The organism is Micromonospora sp. NPDC000207 (assembly GCF_040300925.1).
GTDB lineage: Bacteria > Actinomycetota > Actinomycetes > Mycobacteriales > Micromonosporaceae > Micromonospora.
Map to the genome: position 1 here is coordinate 1 of NZ_JBEPEQ010000011.1, position 15,355 is coordinate 15,355.

At 71.6% G+C, this 15,355-nt stretch carries 14 protein-coding genes; 4 read left to right on the forward strand and 10 right to left on the reverse strand.

The window, feature by feature from the left end:
• The coding region (locus ABT336_RS04885; RefSeq protein WP_502891106.1) for a carboxylate-amine ligase at positions 1-1,120 on the reverse strand (1,120 nt) is incomplete at its 3' end.
• Positions 1,121-1,353: 233 nt separating this feature from the next.
• Between ABT336_RS04885 and ABT336_RS04890 the strand changes: the two genes are divergently transcribed.
• Positions 1,354-2,781, forward strand: a complete 1,428-nt coding sequence (locus tag ABT336_RS04890) for a carbohydrate-binding protein (RefSeq protein WP_350895176.1) — start codon at positions 1,354-1,356, stop codon at positions 2,779-2,781.
• A 51-nt stretch (positions 2,782-2,832) separates the two neighbouring features.
• Here the strand turns inward: ABT336_RS04890 and ABT336_RS04895 are convergent, their stop codons facing one another.
• A complete protein-coding gene (locus ABT336_RS04895; protein WP_350895177.1) occupies positions 2,833-3,495 on the reverse strand; it encodes a DedA family protein in 663 nt (220 codons plus the stop codon).
• Positions 3,496-3,612: 117 nt separating this feature from the next.
• The gene (locus tag ABT336_RS04900; RefSeq protein WP_350895178.1) at positions 3,613-4,227 is read right to left on the reverse strand and encodes a DUF1349 domain-containing protein; all 615 of its coding nucleotides are present in this window, start codon (positions 4,225-4,227) and stop codon (positions 3,613-3,615) included.
• A gap of 126 nt (positions 4,228-4,353) precedes the next feature.
• Here ABT336_RS04900 and ABT336_RS04905 point away from each other — a divergent pair, with 126 nt between their 5' ends.
• The gene (locus ABT336_RS04905) at positions 4,354-6,006 is read left to right on the forward strand and encodes an alpha-amylase family protein (RefSeq protein ID WP_350895179.1); all 1,653 of its coding nucleotides are present in this window, start codon (positions 4,354-4,356) and stop codon (positions 6,004-6,006) included.
• 19 nt (positions 6,007-6,025) lie between these two features.
• Here ABT336_RS04905 and ABT336_RS04910 read toward each other — a convergent pair whose 3' ends face one another.
• Positions 6,026-6,427 (reverse strand): hypothetical protein, encoded by a 402-nt coding sequence (locus tag ABT336_RS04910; protein WP_350895180.1) that lies wholly within the window; start codon positions 6,425-6,427, stop codon positions 6,026-6,028.
• Positions 6,420-6,815 (reverse strand): hypothetical protein, encoded by a 396-nt coding sequence (locus tag ABT336_RS04915; protein ID WP_350895181.1) that lies wholly within the window; start codon positions 6,813-6,815, stop codon positions 6,420-6,422. Before ABT336_RS04915 ends, ABT336_RS04910 begins: the two co-directional genes overlap by 8 nt.
• Positions 6,816-6,986: 171 nt before the next feature.
• Between ABT336_RS04915 and ABT336_RS04920 the strand changes: the two genes are divergently transcribed.
• Both ABT336_RS04920 and ABT336_RS04925 read left to right on the forward strand, forming a co-directional pair.
• Positions 6,987-7,886, forward strand: coding sequence for a Gfo/Idh/MocA family protein (locus ABT336_RS04920; RefSeq protein ID WP_350895182.1), 900 nt, complete (start codon positions 6,987-6,989; stop codon positions 7,884-7,886).
• Positions 7,887-7,960: 74 nt separating this feature from the next.
• A complete protein-coding gene (locus ABT336_RS04925) occupies positions 7,961-9,217 on the forward strand; it encodes an erythromycin esterase family protein (RefSeq protein WP_350895183.1) in 1,257 nt (418 codons plus the stop codon).
• A 56-nt stretch (positions 9,218-9,273) separates the two neighbouring features.
• Here ABT336_RS04925 and ABT336_RS04930 read toward each other — a convergent pair whose 3' ends face one another.
• The 5 genes from ABT336_RS04930 to ABT336_RS04950 all read right to left on the reverse strand — a co-directional run bounded on the left by ABT336_RS04930 (position 9,274) and on the right by ABT336_RS04950 (position 15,229).
• Positions 9,274-11,472 (reverse strand): MMPL family transporter, encoded by a 2,199-nt coding sequence (locus ABT336_RS04930; protein ID WP_350895184.1) that lies wholly within the window; start codon positions 11,470-11,472, stop codon positions 9,274-9,276.
• Positions 11,473-11,558: 86 nt separating this feature from the next.
• On the reverse strand, positions 11,559-12,101 hold the full coding sequence (locus ABT336_RS04935; RefSeq protein ID WP_350895185.1) for a TetR/AcrR family transcriptional regulator: 543 nt from the start codon (positions 12,099-12,101) through the stop codon (positions 11,559-11,561).
• 91 nt (positions 12,102-12,192) lie between these two features.
• Entirely contained in the window at positions 12,193-13,437 is a 1,245-nt protein-coding gene (locus tag ABT336_RS04940; RefSeq protein WP_350895186.1) for a multidrug effflux MFS transporter, read from the reverse strand.
• A gap of 84 nt (positions 13,438-13,521) precedes the next feature.
• The gene (locus ABT336_RS04945) at positions 13,522-14,424 is read right to left on the reverse strand and encodes a TauD/TfdA dioxygenase family protein (RefSeq protein WP_350895187.1); all 903 of its coding nucleotides are present in this window, start codon (positions 14,422-14,424) and stop codon (positions 13,522-13,524) included.
• Positions 14,425-14,488: 64 nt separating this feature from the next.
• A complete protein-coding gene (locus ABT336_RS04950; protein WP_350895188.1) occupies positions 14,489-15,229 on the reverse strand; it encodes an SDR family NAD(P)-dependent oxidoreductase in 741 nt (246 codons plus the stop codon).
• Positions 15,230-15,355 lie beyond the last annotated feature (126 nt).

Consider the following 15,355-nt stretch of genomic DNA (forward strand, 5'->3'; position numbering starts at 1 on the left):
CGGACCGGGCGTACACCGCCCGCTGCCGGGCCGCTGGGCTGCCGTGCCGCCGCAGCGCGTCGAGCAGTTCGGTGACCTCGGCCAGGTCGCCGTGCCGCTCCAGCGCCGGACGCAACCTGTCGACCATCTCGTCGAGCAGCTCCCACATGGGGCGGACCTCGCCGGTGGTGACGTCGACGCCGTCGCCCTCCAGGCCGTCGTGCGCGGCCCGCCAGTGCGCGGCGACCAGCAGGTGGTGATCGGTCGCGATGGCCGGGCGGCCGTCGGCGATGTCGGTCATCGCGGTGGCGACCATCCCCCGGACCAGGGCCGCCACCAGGACGGCGTCGTCGACCGAGGGGCACACGTCACCGAGGCGGATCTCCACGGTGGGGTACTTCGCGGAGAGCCTGGCGTACCAGTAGAGCATCCCCTCGTCGAGCATCACCCCACTGGAGATCAGCTGTCGGATCATCCGCTCGTAGTGTTCGTGGGAGAGCAGGTACGGGGTGGGGGCCACCGAGGGCCAGCGTTCCCACTCGATCGACCGCCAGCTGGCGTACCCGGTGTCCTCGCCCGCGCTGAACGGGGAGTTGGCGGTGACCGCCTGCAACACCGGCAGCCAGGGGCGGACGTGGTTGAGCACCTGGACACCGGTTTCCGAGTCCGGCACCCCGACGTGCACGTGCATGCCGTTGTTGCCGGGGCCGGGCACCAGGAGCCGGAACCGCTCGATCATCTTGTCGAACCGGGGCTTGTCGACCACCGGGGGGATCGGCCCGTCGACGGGCCCGGTCCCGATGGCCAGGAGGCGTACGCCGGCCCGGTCGGCGGCCTCGGCCAGCGCGGACCGCAGCACGCCGAGGGAGTGCCGGATGGAGGACAGTTCCAACCCGGGCGGGCTGCCGATCTCGATCTGACTGGTCTGGAACTCCCGTTCCACCTGTCCGTGCAGCTCCGCCGGGACCTGCTCCATGACCAGGTCGACGGCGGGGACCGCGACCCCGGTGTGCGGGTCGACGAGGAGGAACTCCTCCTCCACGCCCACGGTGAGCAGGTCGTCTCGGGCTGTGCCCGCCGCCTGCGCAGGATCCGTCGCCTCTGCCGGAGCCTGCACAACCTGCCCGGTCATCTCCACCACCGTCCATTCCGCAGCCGTCGGCCCGCCGCCGACGTGTGGCTCCTGGTTACCCGGAGTGGTCACTGCGGAAAACCAGTCCTCGGCGTGTCCGGCCACTTCCGCCCGTCGCGCAGACGACCGGGGGCGACACCCTCCGCCACGACGTGCCGATTGACATTGACAAATTAGTTAAGACTCCGTACAACTCCTGGGAGAGCGCTCTCTCGACCCCCGTCCCGCCAGAGAGGCACCCCATGACACCTGCCCCAACGGCACCTGCCGCCCCCACCTCGCGTCGTCGGCTGCGGATGGCCCTGGCCGTGGTCGCCACAGTCACCACCGGGCTGGCCGGCGTCGCCGTCAGCGCCAACGCCGCCGTCCCCACCCCCGCTCCCGGGTGGAGCCTGGTCTGGGCCGACGACTTCACCGGCGCGGCCAACACCCTGCCCTCGGCGGCCAACTGGATCATCGACACCGGCACCGGCTACCCGGGCGGTCCGCCCAACTGGGGCACCGGTGAGACTCAGACGTACACCAACAGCACCTCCAACCTCAGCCACGACGGCGCCGGCAACCTGCGGATCACCCCGCTGCGGTCGGCGAACGGCACCTGGACCTCGGCCCGGATCGAGTCGGTGCGCAGCAACTTCAAGGCCCCCGCCGGCGGCGTCCTGGCCATCGAGGGGCGCATCCAGATGCCGAACGTCACCGGCGACGCCGCCCTCGGCTACTGGCCGGCGTTCTGGGCGCTCGGCTCGCCGTACCGGGGCAACTACCAGAACTGGCCGAGCATCGGCGAGTTCGACGTGATGGAGAACGTCAACGGGATCAACCGGGTCTGGGGGGTCCTGCACTGCGGGGTCGCACCCGGTGGACCCTGCAACGAGTGGGACGGCATCAGCAACTTCCGCACCTGCCCGGGGAGCAGCTGCCAGTCGGCGTTCCACACCTACCGCTTCGAGTGGGACACCTCGGTCAGCCCCCAGCAGCTGCGCTGGTACGTCGACGGTCAGCAGTACCACACGGTCACCCAGGGTCAGATCGGTGAGCCGTACTGGAGCCAGATGACCAACCACGCCGGATACTTCCTGCTGCTCAACGTGGCGATGGGCGGCGGCTTCCCCGACGGCGTCGCCGGGTTCACCACCCCCACCTCGGCGACGGTGCCCGGTCGGCCGATGCTCGTCGACTACGTGGCGGTCTACCAGCGCGGTGGGGGAAGCACCCCGCCGCCCACCACGCCGCCGCCGACCACCCCGCCGCCGACCGGGGTACGCGACGCGTACTCGACGATCCAGTCCGAGTCGTTCAACACCCAGAGCGGCGTCTTCGTCGAGGCCTGCTCCGAGGGCGGGCAGAACATCGCCGGCGTCGGCAACGGCAACTGGGTCCGGTACGACAACGTCGACTTCGGGTCCACCCCGCCTCGGGACTTCGTCGCCCGGGTGGCCTCCGGTGCAGCCGCCGGGGTCAGCGGCCTGGTCGAGGTTCGGGTGGGCAGTCCGACGAGCACCCCGATCGGGTCGTTCTCCGTCGCCAACACCGGCGGGTGGCAGAGTTGGCGATCGGTCCCGGGGAACGTGACGACCCCGGTGACCGGCCGACAGACGGTCTACCTGACCTTCACCAGCGGGCAGCCCGCCGACTTCGTCAACGTCAACTGGTTCACCTTCCGCCGCTGAGTGGAGGCAGGGGTCCCGCGTCGCCGCAGAGCGTCGGCGCGGGGCCCCTGCTCACACGGAGCCGGCGGGTTCGCGGGTACGCCGGCGACGGCGGACCTTCTTCACCACCCAGTTGGCGATCATCAGCAGGATCAGGCCGATGATGGCGTAGTCGAACCAGCTGCTGTACCGGTCGATCTGCTCCCAGCGGGAGCCCAGGGCGTACCCGAGCCCGATGAACAGGGCGTTCCAGATGCCGCTGCCGATCGTGGTGAGCAGGGTGAAGGTGGGCAGGGGCATCCGGTTGGCCCCGGCCGGGACCGAGACCAGGCTCCGGACCACCGGCATCATCCGTCCGAAGAGCACCGCCCACCTGTCGTACCGCTCGAACCAGCGGTCCGCCTTCTCCAGGTCCGCCAGGTCCACCAGGGGGAGCCGGTCCAGCCACCGCTTGAGCCGGTCCTCCCCGAGAGCCGCCCCCAGCCAGTACAGGACCAGGGCCCCGAGCAGGGAACCGGCGGTGGCGGCCACCCAGACCACCACCAGGTTGAACCGGCCCTCCCCGGCCAGGTACCCGGCCAGGGCCAGGACGATCTCGCTGGGGATCGGGGGGATGATGCTCTCCAGGGCCACCAGCAGGGCCACCCCGACCGCCCCGGCGGACTCGATCACCCCGGCGACCCAGCCGGTCAGGCCACCGAGCTCACCAGGGTCGACGTTCTCGGCGAGGGCCATGGCGCGGTGTCCTTCCCGGCGCGTCCGGTGGGCGCACCACCGGACGGGACCACCCGGGGAGGTACCCGGCGGGCATCAGCCGGATGTACCCCACCCGGGCCCGACCACACCTGCCACTCACACCTCGGGGTGCACCCCGAGGTCGGCGGGGCCCTGCCGCCAGGCGGTGAAGTGCACCTGGAGCCCCTCCCGGCTGGGGGCGCAGCAGAAGGGGCCGGCCAGGGCGGTGGCAGCCGGGTCCAGGGGGGCCAGCCGGACCAGGTGCCAGGGCTCCCCCTCGGCCCGGGCCCGGATGGTCAGGGCGTCCCCGCTCCGGCTGACCCGGACGCTGACCACCCGTCCCGTCCACCCCGGGACCGGGGCCGTCGACCAGTCCGAGAACTCCCGGGTGACCACCGCACCGACCTGGGGCAGCCCGTCGCAGAACTCCACCCCCGTCTTGACCCAGTTCGCCTCGTCCACCCGGACCAGCACCCCGGCCTGGTCGAACTGCCCGGAGAAGTCCATCAGGAAGTCGACCTCCACCGCCTGCCCGACGGGCAGGGGGGCGAGCAGGGCCTCCCCGTTGTCGTGGACGAACCCGTAGCTGGTCCGCCGCCAGAAGTCCGCACCCTCGGCCGGCCGCACCCGCAGGCCCCCCTCGGGGGTCGGCTCGGCGCTGACCGGCGGGTTCAGCCAGGCCCCCTGGGACCAGTCGACGGGGTGGGCGGGGGGTACCAGGTCGGCGCTCATGCCGCGACCGTACCGGAGCCCACCCCGCCCCGTCCGACCCCGCACTCACCATCGACGGGTGTCAGCGGGCCGGGTCGAGGGGAACTCGCGTTTGCCGCAGCCGGCGTACGGAAAAGGGAAGTCCCCATGGGTGACAGGTGGTACCAGGAGGCGGTCGTCTACTGCCTCGACATCGACACGTTCGCCGACTCGAACGCCGACGGGGTGGGCGACATCCCGGGGCTCATCAGCCGCCTCGACTATCTGGCCAGGCTGGGTGTGACCTGCCTCTGGCTGCATCCGATCCACCCGTCGCCGAACAAGGACGACGGCTACGACGTCACCGACTTCTACAACGTGGACCCCCGCTTCGGCACCCTCGGCGACTTCGCCGAGCTGCTGCACCAGGCGAGCAACAGGGGTATCCGGATCATCATCGACCTGGTCGTCAACCACACCTCCGACGAGCACCCCTGGTTCGTCTCCGCACGTTCCTCGCCGGACTCGCCCTACCGGGACTGGTACGTCTGGGCCGACCACGAGCCGACCGACAGGCACCAGGGGATGGTCTTCCCGGGCGAGCAGCACGAGACGTGGACCTACGACCGGACCGCCAAGTCCTGGTTCTACCACCGGTTCTACAAGTACCAACCGGATCTGAACTTCCACAATCCGGAGGTACGCGCCGAGATCAAAAAGATCATCTCGTTCTGGCTCCAGCTCGGCGTCGCCGGTTTCCGGATGGACGCGGTGCCGTTCATCATCGAGCTGACCGAGCCCGGCCACCCCGACTCGCCGAAGGACTTCGACTACCTCACCGAGCTGCGCCAGCACGTGCAGTGGCGCCGGGGCGACGCGGTCCTGCTCGCCGAGGCGAACGTGGAACCGGACGAGCTGCCCCAGTTCTTCGGCGACAACGCCGGCTCCGGCAACCGGCTGCACATGCTCTTCGACTTCATGCTCAACGGACGACTGATGCTGGCCCTGGCCCGACAGGACCCGGAGCCGGTGATCGAGGCGCTGCGGGACACCCCGAAGCTCCCCGAGGGCGGGCAGTGGGCCACCTTCCTGCGCAACCACGACGAGATCGACCTGTCCCGGCTCACCGCCGAACAGCGTGAGCAGGTGTACGCGCAGTTCGGCCCCGAGGAGCACATGCGGATCTACGAGCGTGGCATCCGCCGCCGGTTCGCCCCGATGCTCGACAACGACAGGCGGCGCATCGAGTTGGCGTACTCGTTGCAGTTCTCCCTGCGGGGCACCCCCGTGCTGCGGTACGGGGAGGAGATCGGGATGGGGGAGAACCTCGACCTGCACGGCCGGGAGGCGATCCGTACCCCGATGCAGTGGTCGTACCAGCCGAACGCGGGGTTCTCCGCGGCGGAGGCGGAGAAGCTGGTCCGCCCGGTGATCGAGTCCGGGGAGTACGGCTACCCGACGGTGAACGTCACAGCCCAACGCAAGGACCGCAACTCGCTGCTGTCCTGGTTCGAGCGCATGATCCGGACCCTGCGGGAGGCCCCCGAGATCGGCTCCGGCTCGACCACCCACATCGACGTCCCGATGCCCGCCGGGGTGCTCGCCCACCGTGCCGACGGGGCGACCGGGACGATGGTCTTCCTGCACAACCTGGGCACCGAGGACGCCGTGGTCGACCTGGGTCTGCTCGCCGACGAGGCGGAACTGCCGATCGACGTGCTGGCCGACCGATCCTACGAGGAACTGGGCAAGATGGACACGGTCCGGATCAACGGGTACGGCTACCGGTGGATCCGGCTGCGCCGGGGTCCGCTGGGGTGAACCTCCCCGGGGGCCACGGTCAGGGCGGGGTGGGTCGGGAGTGCCAGAGCCAGGCGAGGCCGAGCACCGGCAGGACCAGCGGGATGTACCCGTACCCGCTGCCGAACTCCGACCAGACCGTGGCCTCCGGGAACAGGTGCGGCTCGACCAGGCTGAGCGTGCCCACCCCCAGGACACCGAAGAACTCCACCAGGCAACAGACCAACGCCGTACGCCGTCCACCGGTGCCGGCCCGGGCCAGCCCCACAGCGGCCACGATGTAGATCACCGCAGCGACCCCGGAGAGCAGGTACGCCACCGGGGCCTCGGCGAGCTTCGTCGCGATCTGCACCCCGGCCCGGGCGCTGGCGGCGATCGCGAACAGCAGGTAGACAGCGATCAGCAGCCGCCCCGGCCCCCTGTTGGTCGCCGTCTCAGCCACCGACGAACTCCCAGGTCTGCTGGAGCCGGACCACGACGACAGGGGTGGTCAGGCAGACCGCGCAGACGATCGCCGAACCCCACCTGGTGGGCTCCATCCTGGCCAGCACGGCGGCCAGCGGCGGCAGGCACACCAACGTCACCAGGTATCCGGCGAAGGTGGCAGGTTCACCAGGCCGTTCCCCACCGGCGAGCGCGACCAGCGCCAGCACCGTCAGGGCGAGCAGCCCGACCTCCACCACCGCCAGTCCGACGAACTGCACCCGGTCCGGTGGCCGGTGACGCAGCGCCGCCACCAGCGCCCAGACCGCGAGGAGCAGGGACGCCACGATCGTCGCCACGGCGAGGAAGCCGTCGATCGGCGAACCGGTCGGCACAGGGCTGCTCATCGGGGCCGCCCGGATTCTGTCTCGGTCACCGCCACAGCCTACTAAGCGTCGTAGTACATCTCGTCGGGTGGCGACCCGGTCGGCACCGAACGACCGCCCCCGCCTCAGGAGGGCTGCGGCGGTCCCCGTCGCCGACTAGCGTGGATCACCACGACGACGGAGGGGGTCCGCGTGTTGAGGTTCGGCCTGTTCGGCACCGGTCACTGGGCGACCGAGACCCACGGTGCCGCCCTCGACGCCCATTCCCGGGTCGAGCTGGCCGGAGTCTGGGGGCGGGACCCGGCGAAGGCCGCCGTCCTCGCCGACAGGTACGGGGTCGCTGCGTACGACGACGCCGACGCGTTGATCGAGGCGGTCGACGCGGTCTCGGTGGCGCTCCCGCCGGACGTCCAGGCCGACATCGCCCTCCGGGCGGCCACCGCCGGACGGCACCTCCTTCTCGACAAGCCGCTCGCGCTGACAGCTGCCGACGCCGACCTGGTGGTGTCGGCCGCCGAGCGGTCCGGCGTCGCGTCGGTGGTCTTCTTCACCGCCCGGTTCCAGCCCGCCGTCGACGCCTTCCTCACCGCCACGGCCGCCGCCGGGGGGTGGTACGCCGCACACGCGCTGCGGTCGGCGTCGGCCTTCCGACCGGAGAGCCCGTACCGGGACTCGCTCTGGCGTCGGCAGCACGGTGGGCTCTGGGACCTGGGTCCCCACGCCCTGTCGGTCCTCCTCCCGGTCCTGGGCCGGGTCACCCGGGTGGCCGCCGTGGACGGCCCACGCGGGCTGGTGAACCTGGTCCTCACCCACGAGGACGGGGCCAGCAGCACCGTGTCGCTGACCCTCGACGCCCCACCCGAGGTGGTCCGCCACGAGACGGTCTTCTACGGCGAGAACGGGGTCCGGTCGGTGCCGCTCGGCGAGGGCGGTCCGCTGCCCGCCTTCGCTGCGGCGATCGACCAACTGGTGACCGAGATCGACTCCGGCACCCGGGACCACCGCTGCGACGTACGGTTCGGCCGGGAGGTGGTGGCGGTCCTCACCGCCGCCGAGACCGCCCGCGCCACCGCCCGGACCGTCGAGGTCTGAGCAGTCGCCGTCGCGTACCCGGTGCGTCGCGGGCCATGCCGGTTTGTCCCACTGGTGCTCGGGTAGCCGCGACCATGCTGGTACGGCGGCTCGGCGCACCGAGCGACTTCGATCCGCTGCTGGAACGGGTCCGCGACGCCCGGGTGGTGATGGTCGGGGAGGCCTCCCACGGCAGCCACGACTACTACCGGATCCGGGAACAGCTCACCCGGCGGCTGATCGCCGAGGGCGGGTTCTCCTTCGTGGCGGTGGAGGGGGACTGGCCGGACTGCGACCGGGTCAACCGGTCGGTGCTCGGGATGCCCGGGAGCGCGGCGGACCCGCACGCCGCGTTGCGGCGGTTCGAGCGGTGGCCGACCTGGATGTGGGCGAACGCGGAGGTGGCCCGGTTCGCCCGGTGGCTGCGGGCCTGGAACCTGGACCGCCCCGAGACGGTACGGGTCGGCTTCCACGGGCTCGACGTGTACAGCCTCTGGGAGTCGATGCAGGCGATCCTCGACTACGTGGGCGAGGAGGACCCGGACTCGTTCGAGGCGGTGCAGGAGGCGTACGCCTGTTTCGAGCCGTACGGCCGACGGTTGGACGAGTACGGCGTGGCGAGCCGGTTCGTCTCGGCCCGCTGCGAGGAGGAGGTGATCCGGCTGTTGGCCCGTACCCGGGAACACGCCGCCTCGGACGGCCCGGACCGCTTCTCGGCCTGGCAGAACGCGGCGGTGGTGGCCGGTGCGGAACGGTACTACCGGGCGATGGTCGGCGGCGGGGCGCAGTCGTGGAACGTCCGGGACGTCCACATGGCCGACACCCTCGACCGGCTGCTCGACAGGTACGGCCCGCAGGCCAGAGGGATCGTCTGGGCGCACAACACGCACGTCGGCGACGGTCGGGCGACCGACATGTCAGACGACGGGATGGTCACCATCGGTCAACTGGCCCGAGAACGGTACGGCCCGGACGACGTGGTCCTGATCGGGTTCGGGTCGTACCGGGGCACAGTGACCGCCGCGCCGAGGTGGGGGGCGACGGTCGAGACGATGGTCGTGCCGCCGGCCCGACCGGGCTCGGTCGAGCAGCGGATGCACGAGCTGCTGCCGGAGCGGGCGGTGCTGGTCTTCGACGGCCCGGACCAGCCGGGCTGGGTGACCGAGACGGTCGACCACCGGGCGATCGGGGTGGTCTACGACCCGGCCTTCGAGTCCTGGGGCAACTACGTGCCGACCCGGCTGGCGCAGCGGTACGACGGGTTCGTCTGGTGTGACGAGACCACCGCCCTGCGCCCGCTGGCCGCAGTGCCCACCCCCGGCGAACGCGAGACCTGGCCCGCCGGGGTGTGAGCAGGGGCCCCCGTCATCGCTCTTCGATGGACGAGGGCCCCTGACGGTCAGCGTGGTCAGGCGCGGGCGGCCGGCTGCTCGTCGAGCCTGGCGCGCAGCTTCTCACCCTCGATGTCGACGTTGGGCAGGGCCCGGTCCAGCCACCGCGGCAGCCACCAGGCCCTCTTGCCCAGCAGCGACATCACCGCCGGAACGATGGTCATCCGGACCACGAAGGCGTCGATCGCCACCCCGATGGCGAGGGCGAACCCGATCGACTTGATCACCGGGTCGTCGAGGAAGAAGACGAAGCCCCCGAAGACCGACATCATGATCAGTGCGGCGGCGGAGACCACCCGCGCCCCGTGCCCCATCCCGTTGATGGTGGCCTGGTGGGCGGTGTCGCCGTGGACGAAGTCCTCCCGCATCCGGGAGACCAGGAAGACCTCGTAGTCCATGGCCAGGCCGAACAGGATCCCGATGAGCAGGATCGGCAGGAAGCTGATCAGCGGGCCGGGGGTGTCCAGCCCGACCAGTCCGGCAAGGGTCCCCTCCTGGAACACCGCGACCGTGATCCCGAAGGTCGCGGCCACCGTGAGCAGGAAGCCCAGCGCGGCCTTGACAGGCACCAGGATCGACCGGAACACCAGCATCAACAGCAGGATCGACAGCCCGACCACGATCACCAGGTAGACCGGCATGGCGTCGGCGAGCTTCTCGGAGACGTCGATGCCGACGGCGGTGGCCCCGGTCAGCAGGACGTCCACCGGGCCGACGTCGGGCACCGAGGTACGGATGTCGTGGACCAGTTCCTCGGTGGCCACGTCGGTCGGGCCGGACTGCGGGACGACCGCCACCAGGGCGGTGTCGCCGTCCGGGCTGAACTGCGGCGGGGCCACTGCCAGCACCCCCTGGGTGCCCTGGATGACCTGGCTGACCTGCGGCACGGCGGCCTGGACGGCCTGCGGCTGGTCCCCGGTGACGACGACCACGAGCCGACCGGTGAAGCCCGACCCGAAGCCCTCCTGGATCAGGTCGTTGTTGTCGCGGGCCGGGGAGCCCACCGGGGCGGTGCCGGCGTCCGGCAGGGCCAGCCGCATGTCCAACGCCGGCACGGCGAGCAGGCCGAGGCCGACCAGCCCGGCCAGGATCACCGGGATGCGGAACCTGGTGATCCAATTCGCCCACCGGAAGCCGAAGGTGGAGCGGTCCTCGGCCGGGGTCCGCCGCTCGACGTCCTGCTCGCCGGTGCCGGCGATCGCGGCCCGCTGCTTGCGGGAGAGCACCCGGAGACCGGCGAACCCGAGCAGGGCCGGCTGGAGGGTGATGGCGACCAGGACGGCGACGGTGACGGTGCCGGCCGCGGCCAGACCCATCGCGCTGAGGAAGGGGATGCCGACGACGGAGAGCCCGGCCAGGGCGATGACCACTGTCGCCCCGGCGAAGACCACCGCGGAGCCGGCGGTGCCGACAGCCCGCCCGACCGCCTCGTCGGGTTCCAGCCCCTCCATGAGGTTCTGTCGGTGCCGGGAGGTGATGAACAGGGAGTAGTCGATGCCGACCGCCAGGCCCAGCATCAGGGCCAGGACCGGGGTGACGTCGGTCATCTCGAAGACGTTGCTGAGCGCGTACAGGCCGGCCATGCCGACGCCGACACCGATCAGCGCGTTGAGCATCGTCATCCCGGCGGCGACCAGGGACCCGAAGGTGATCACCAGGACGACGGCGGCCACCACGACACCGAGCGCCTCGCTCGATCCGATCTCCGGTACGGCGGCGAGCACCTCACCGCCGGGCGCCACCTCCCAGCCCTGCTGTTCGGCTGCCGCCCCGACCTCGCCGTACGCCTCCCGCTGCTCCTCGGTGATGCTGTCGGCCCGGTCGGCGAACTGCACCTGGACGAGCGCGTACCGGCCGTCGGGGGAGACCGCGCCGGCCTGGAGGGGGTTCACCGCCCCGACGACCCCGGGCACCCGGGTCGCCTCCTCGACCAGGCTCTGCACCACCGCCTGCCCCTCGGGGGAGGCCAGCGCCCCCTCGGCGGGAGCCTTGACCGCGATGGTGCCGGTGGCTCCGCTGGCGGCCGGGAACTTCTCGGCGAGCAGGTCGAGTGCTTGCTGCGACTCGGTGCCGGGCATCGTGAGGTTGCTCGACATGGGGCCGCGCAGCGTCGCCGCGGCGAGGCCGAGGCCGACGAGCACGACGAGCCATACGGCGACGACGAGTCGCCTGCGGCGCAACGATGCCCGGCCGAGCCGGTACAACAGGGTCGCCATGGAGATCCTTGTCCTCGGGGTTGGTGGGATCGGTCGGGAGGGGTGGTACGCAGTGGCCGCCCGTCTCGGACGACCACCCCTGCCGGTCAGTCCGGCGGTTCGACGGCCCGACGGAGGACCGCCAGCAGAGCGGGGCGTAGTTCGTCGTCGGAGAGGTCGCCGAACTCCGGGCAGGCGTGGGCGATGCCGGAGAGGACGACGAGGGCGGCGACCCGGGCGGACGGTCGGTCCGACCCGGCGAGGGCCTCGATCAGCCGTTCGCTGGCGTGCTGAACGGGAGCGAACTCGGGCAGGCAGAGCAGTTCGGGCAGGTCTCCCCGGAGCAACGTGATCTCCCGGCGGAACCGCACCGCGAGGTCGACGAAGCCTTCGGCGGCGGCCTGCTGGGCGGCGGCACCGGTCAGCCCGTCGAAGGCGTCGACCATGGCGTGCAGCGCCGCGATCGCCGGTGCCATGAGCTCCCCGAGCAGGGCCTCCTTGCTGGCGAAGTGGTAGAGCACCGCCGCCTTGGAGCACCCCACCTCGCGGGCGATGTCCTGCAACGAGGTGCCCTTGTACCCGGAGACGGCGAATCGTCGCGCCGCCGCCGCGAGGATCTCGTCGTGTGTCTCCGGTACCGCTCTGGCCATCGGTCCACCCCCTGCCGACCAGGATGCCTGACCGATCGGTCAGAGCCTGACCGATCGGTCAGAATCGTGGCGTGCGCCACACTCCGTCGCGTCAGGGCAGGCGGTGGCGAGGGCGGGAGACGGCGTACAGGAGGACGGCGGCGGCGACGAAGAAGACGGCGGTCGCCGCGGCCATCGGCAGCAGCGTGTCGTAGCCGAGCAGACCTGTCACCGGCGTCACCAGGGCGCCGGTGAGGAAGCTCAGCCCGCCCTGGAGGGCGGCGGCGGTGCCGGCGGAGCGACGCCCGGCCTCCTGGGCGAGGGCCGTCGTGGCGGGCATGGTGAACCCCATCCCGCCCACCACCAGGCAGAGCAGTGACCACGGGAGGGCCAGCGGCACCACCGCCGGGTCGAGCAGGGCGGTGGCCAGCAGGGCCAGCGCGCCAGCAGTGGAGACGGCGACCCCGACGACCCGGAGGCGTTCCGCCCCGACCCGCAGCACCAGCACCCGGAAGAGCAGCCCGGCCCCGGCCATCGCGGCGGCGTTCGTGGCGAAGACGATCGTGTACGTCGACGGCGTGACGTCGAAGGCGGTCTGGAGGACGAACGACGAGCCGCCGATGTAGATGAAGAAACCGCCGGTGGCCAGGCAGACCAGCACCACGTGCCGCATGAACCCCCAGTCCCGGGCCAGGTCGGCCATGCGCAGGCCGGTCTGGCGCAGGCCCGCCGGTTGCCGCCGGTGCGCCGGAAGGGTCTCCCGGATGCCGACCAGCACCGCGACGAACATCACCACCCCGAGCCCGGCCAGGGCGAAGAAGACAGTACGCCAGGTGCCGTTGGCCAGGATCACCCCGCCGACGGCCGGGGCGATCACCGGGCTGAGGAAGGTGATCGACGAGATCAGGCCGAAGGTGGCGGCGGCCCGGTCGCCCCGGTGGGTGTCGGTGACGGTGGCCCGGGCCAGCGCCACCCCGCCGCCGGCGACGACCCCCTGCAACAGCCGGGCGGTGACCAGGACGGTGCCGTTCGGGGCGACGGCGCAGACCACGGAGAGGACGACGAACAGGGCGCACCCGGCCAACAGCAGTCGCCGTCGGCCCCACGCGTCGCTCAGCGGCCCGAGCAGGAGCTGCCCGGTGGCCAGCCCGACGACGAACGTGGTGAGGGTGAGCTGGGCGACGGTGGCGCTGGTGGCCAGCGACTCCTGTAGCTGGGGGAGCGCGGCGATGTAGGTGTCGGTGGCGAACGGCCCGACCCCCAGCAGGAGGACCAGGGCGACCAGGGACGGGGTCCGGACCTTCGGATCCGTGGTGACCGTCTCGGCCGGTACGTCGGACTTCTGCGCTGCTGTCACAGGGACCTCGACTCAGCTTCGCAGGGACGGGGGTCGCGGACGGCGGTGGACCGGGTCACCGCCGCCCGCGACGCCGATGGTGGGTCAGTCGCCGGTGCCGGAGTACGTCGACGTGTCGCCCCGGAGGACGACGGCGGGTCGGCCGTCCACGCCGACCGGGACGTCCCCGGCGACGGTGACCCGCTCGCAGCGGCGGTGTTCGGTGCCGTAGTCGTAGATCGCGTAGTGCTGGGTGGCCCGATTGTCCCAGATCGCGAGGTCCCCGACGCGCCACTGCCACCGTACGGTGTGCTCTGGAACGGTGACGTACTCCTGCAGGGCCCGCAGGACGTCACGGGAGGCCGACGGGCTCAGCCCGCTGATCCGCTTGGCGAACCCGCCGAGCACCAGGGCCCGTTCCCCGGTCTCCGGGTGCACCCGGACCGCCGGGTGCTCGGTCTCGTACACTGTGGAGACGTAGTCGAGCCTGCCGTGGACCACCGTCGCGTCGGTGTAGTCGGAGTCGTTGCTGTGCACGACCCGCAGCTGATCGGCCAGTTCCCGCAGTTCCGCCGGGAGCGCCTGGTACGCGGCGACCGCGTTGGCCCACATGGTGTCCCCGCCCACCGGCGGGATGACCACCGCGTGCAGGAGGGCGATCGCCGGTGGCCGGTCCACGAAGGTCAGGTCGGTGTGCCAGTGGTTGGCCCGGGTGCCCTGGGCGGAGTCGATCTCCCGTAGGAACGGCTTCTGCTGTGGCGGGGCGAAGATCGGGTGGCCCTGGGTCAGCTCGCCGAACCGTTCGGCGAAGGCGACCTGCTGGGCGTAGTCGAGCTGCTGGTCGCGGAGGAACACCACCTTGTGCTCCAGCAGGGCGGCCCGGATCACTGTGATCACGTCGTGGTCGAGCGGTCCGCCGGCGTCCACGCCGGTGATCTCGGCACCGATCGCACCGGCCAGACGGCGTACGCCGATGCGGGGGGTCGACGGGGCGTGTGTGTCGAGCATGTCGGTCTCCTCTCTGGGCGCGGGTCGCCGCGCAGGTGTCCCTCCGGTGCCGGTGGGTCGGGCCTCACCAGGGGACGGGCCCCCGGTCGCCGAAGAAGCCACCTGTCGGTCCGTCGGCCGGCAGGGTGGCGAGGTCGACGATGATCCGGGCACCGTCGGACACCGGTCGGGTGCCCCGGAAGGCGTTCATGTCGGTGGCGGTGTAGCCCGGCGTCGCCGAGTTGATCTTCACGTGGGCGTGTTCCGGGTCGTGTCGGAACGCCCGCGCGTACTGGATGGTCAGCATGTTCAGGGCGGCCTTGGCGCAGGTGTACGCCATCCGGACGTCGGCGTCACCGGGCAGGTCGGCCCCGTCGGCGGTGAGGGTGAGCGAGGCCGTCGTGCTGGACACGTTGACGATGCGCGGTGCCGTGGACCGGGCCAGCAGGGGCAGCATCGCCTGGGTCACAGTGACCACCCCGAAGAGGTTCACCTCGAACAGTTCCCGCAGGACCGGTGCGGTGGTGGCCAGGGCGGTGGCGGGCTGGAACGCACCCGCGTTGTTGACCAGGATGTCGAGCCGGCCCAACCCGTCGTCGAGTTGCCGGGCGACCGCCGACACGCTCTCCGGGTCGGTGACGTCGAGCGGCACCGCCACGACGTGGGCACCCTCGGCGGCCAGTTCGGCGGCGACCGCCGCACCGCGTCCGGGGTCCCGGCTGCCCAGCAGGACGGTGATCCCCTGGTGGGCCAGTTGCCGGGCGGTCTCCCGACCGATCCCTCGGTTCGCCCCGGTCACCAGTGCCACCTCGCCCGTCGCGGCCACCGCGTCCTCCCTCTCGGCTGGGTGCCAGGCCGATGGCCTGCGCTGCCCTCAGCGTCTCACGGACTTGACTAACTTGCCAACTTGTGTGGACGCTGGTTGGCAAGTTTTGGCAATGGTTGGCACACT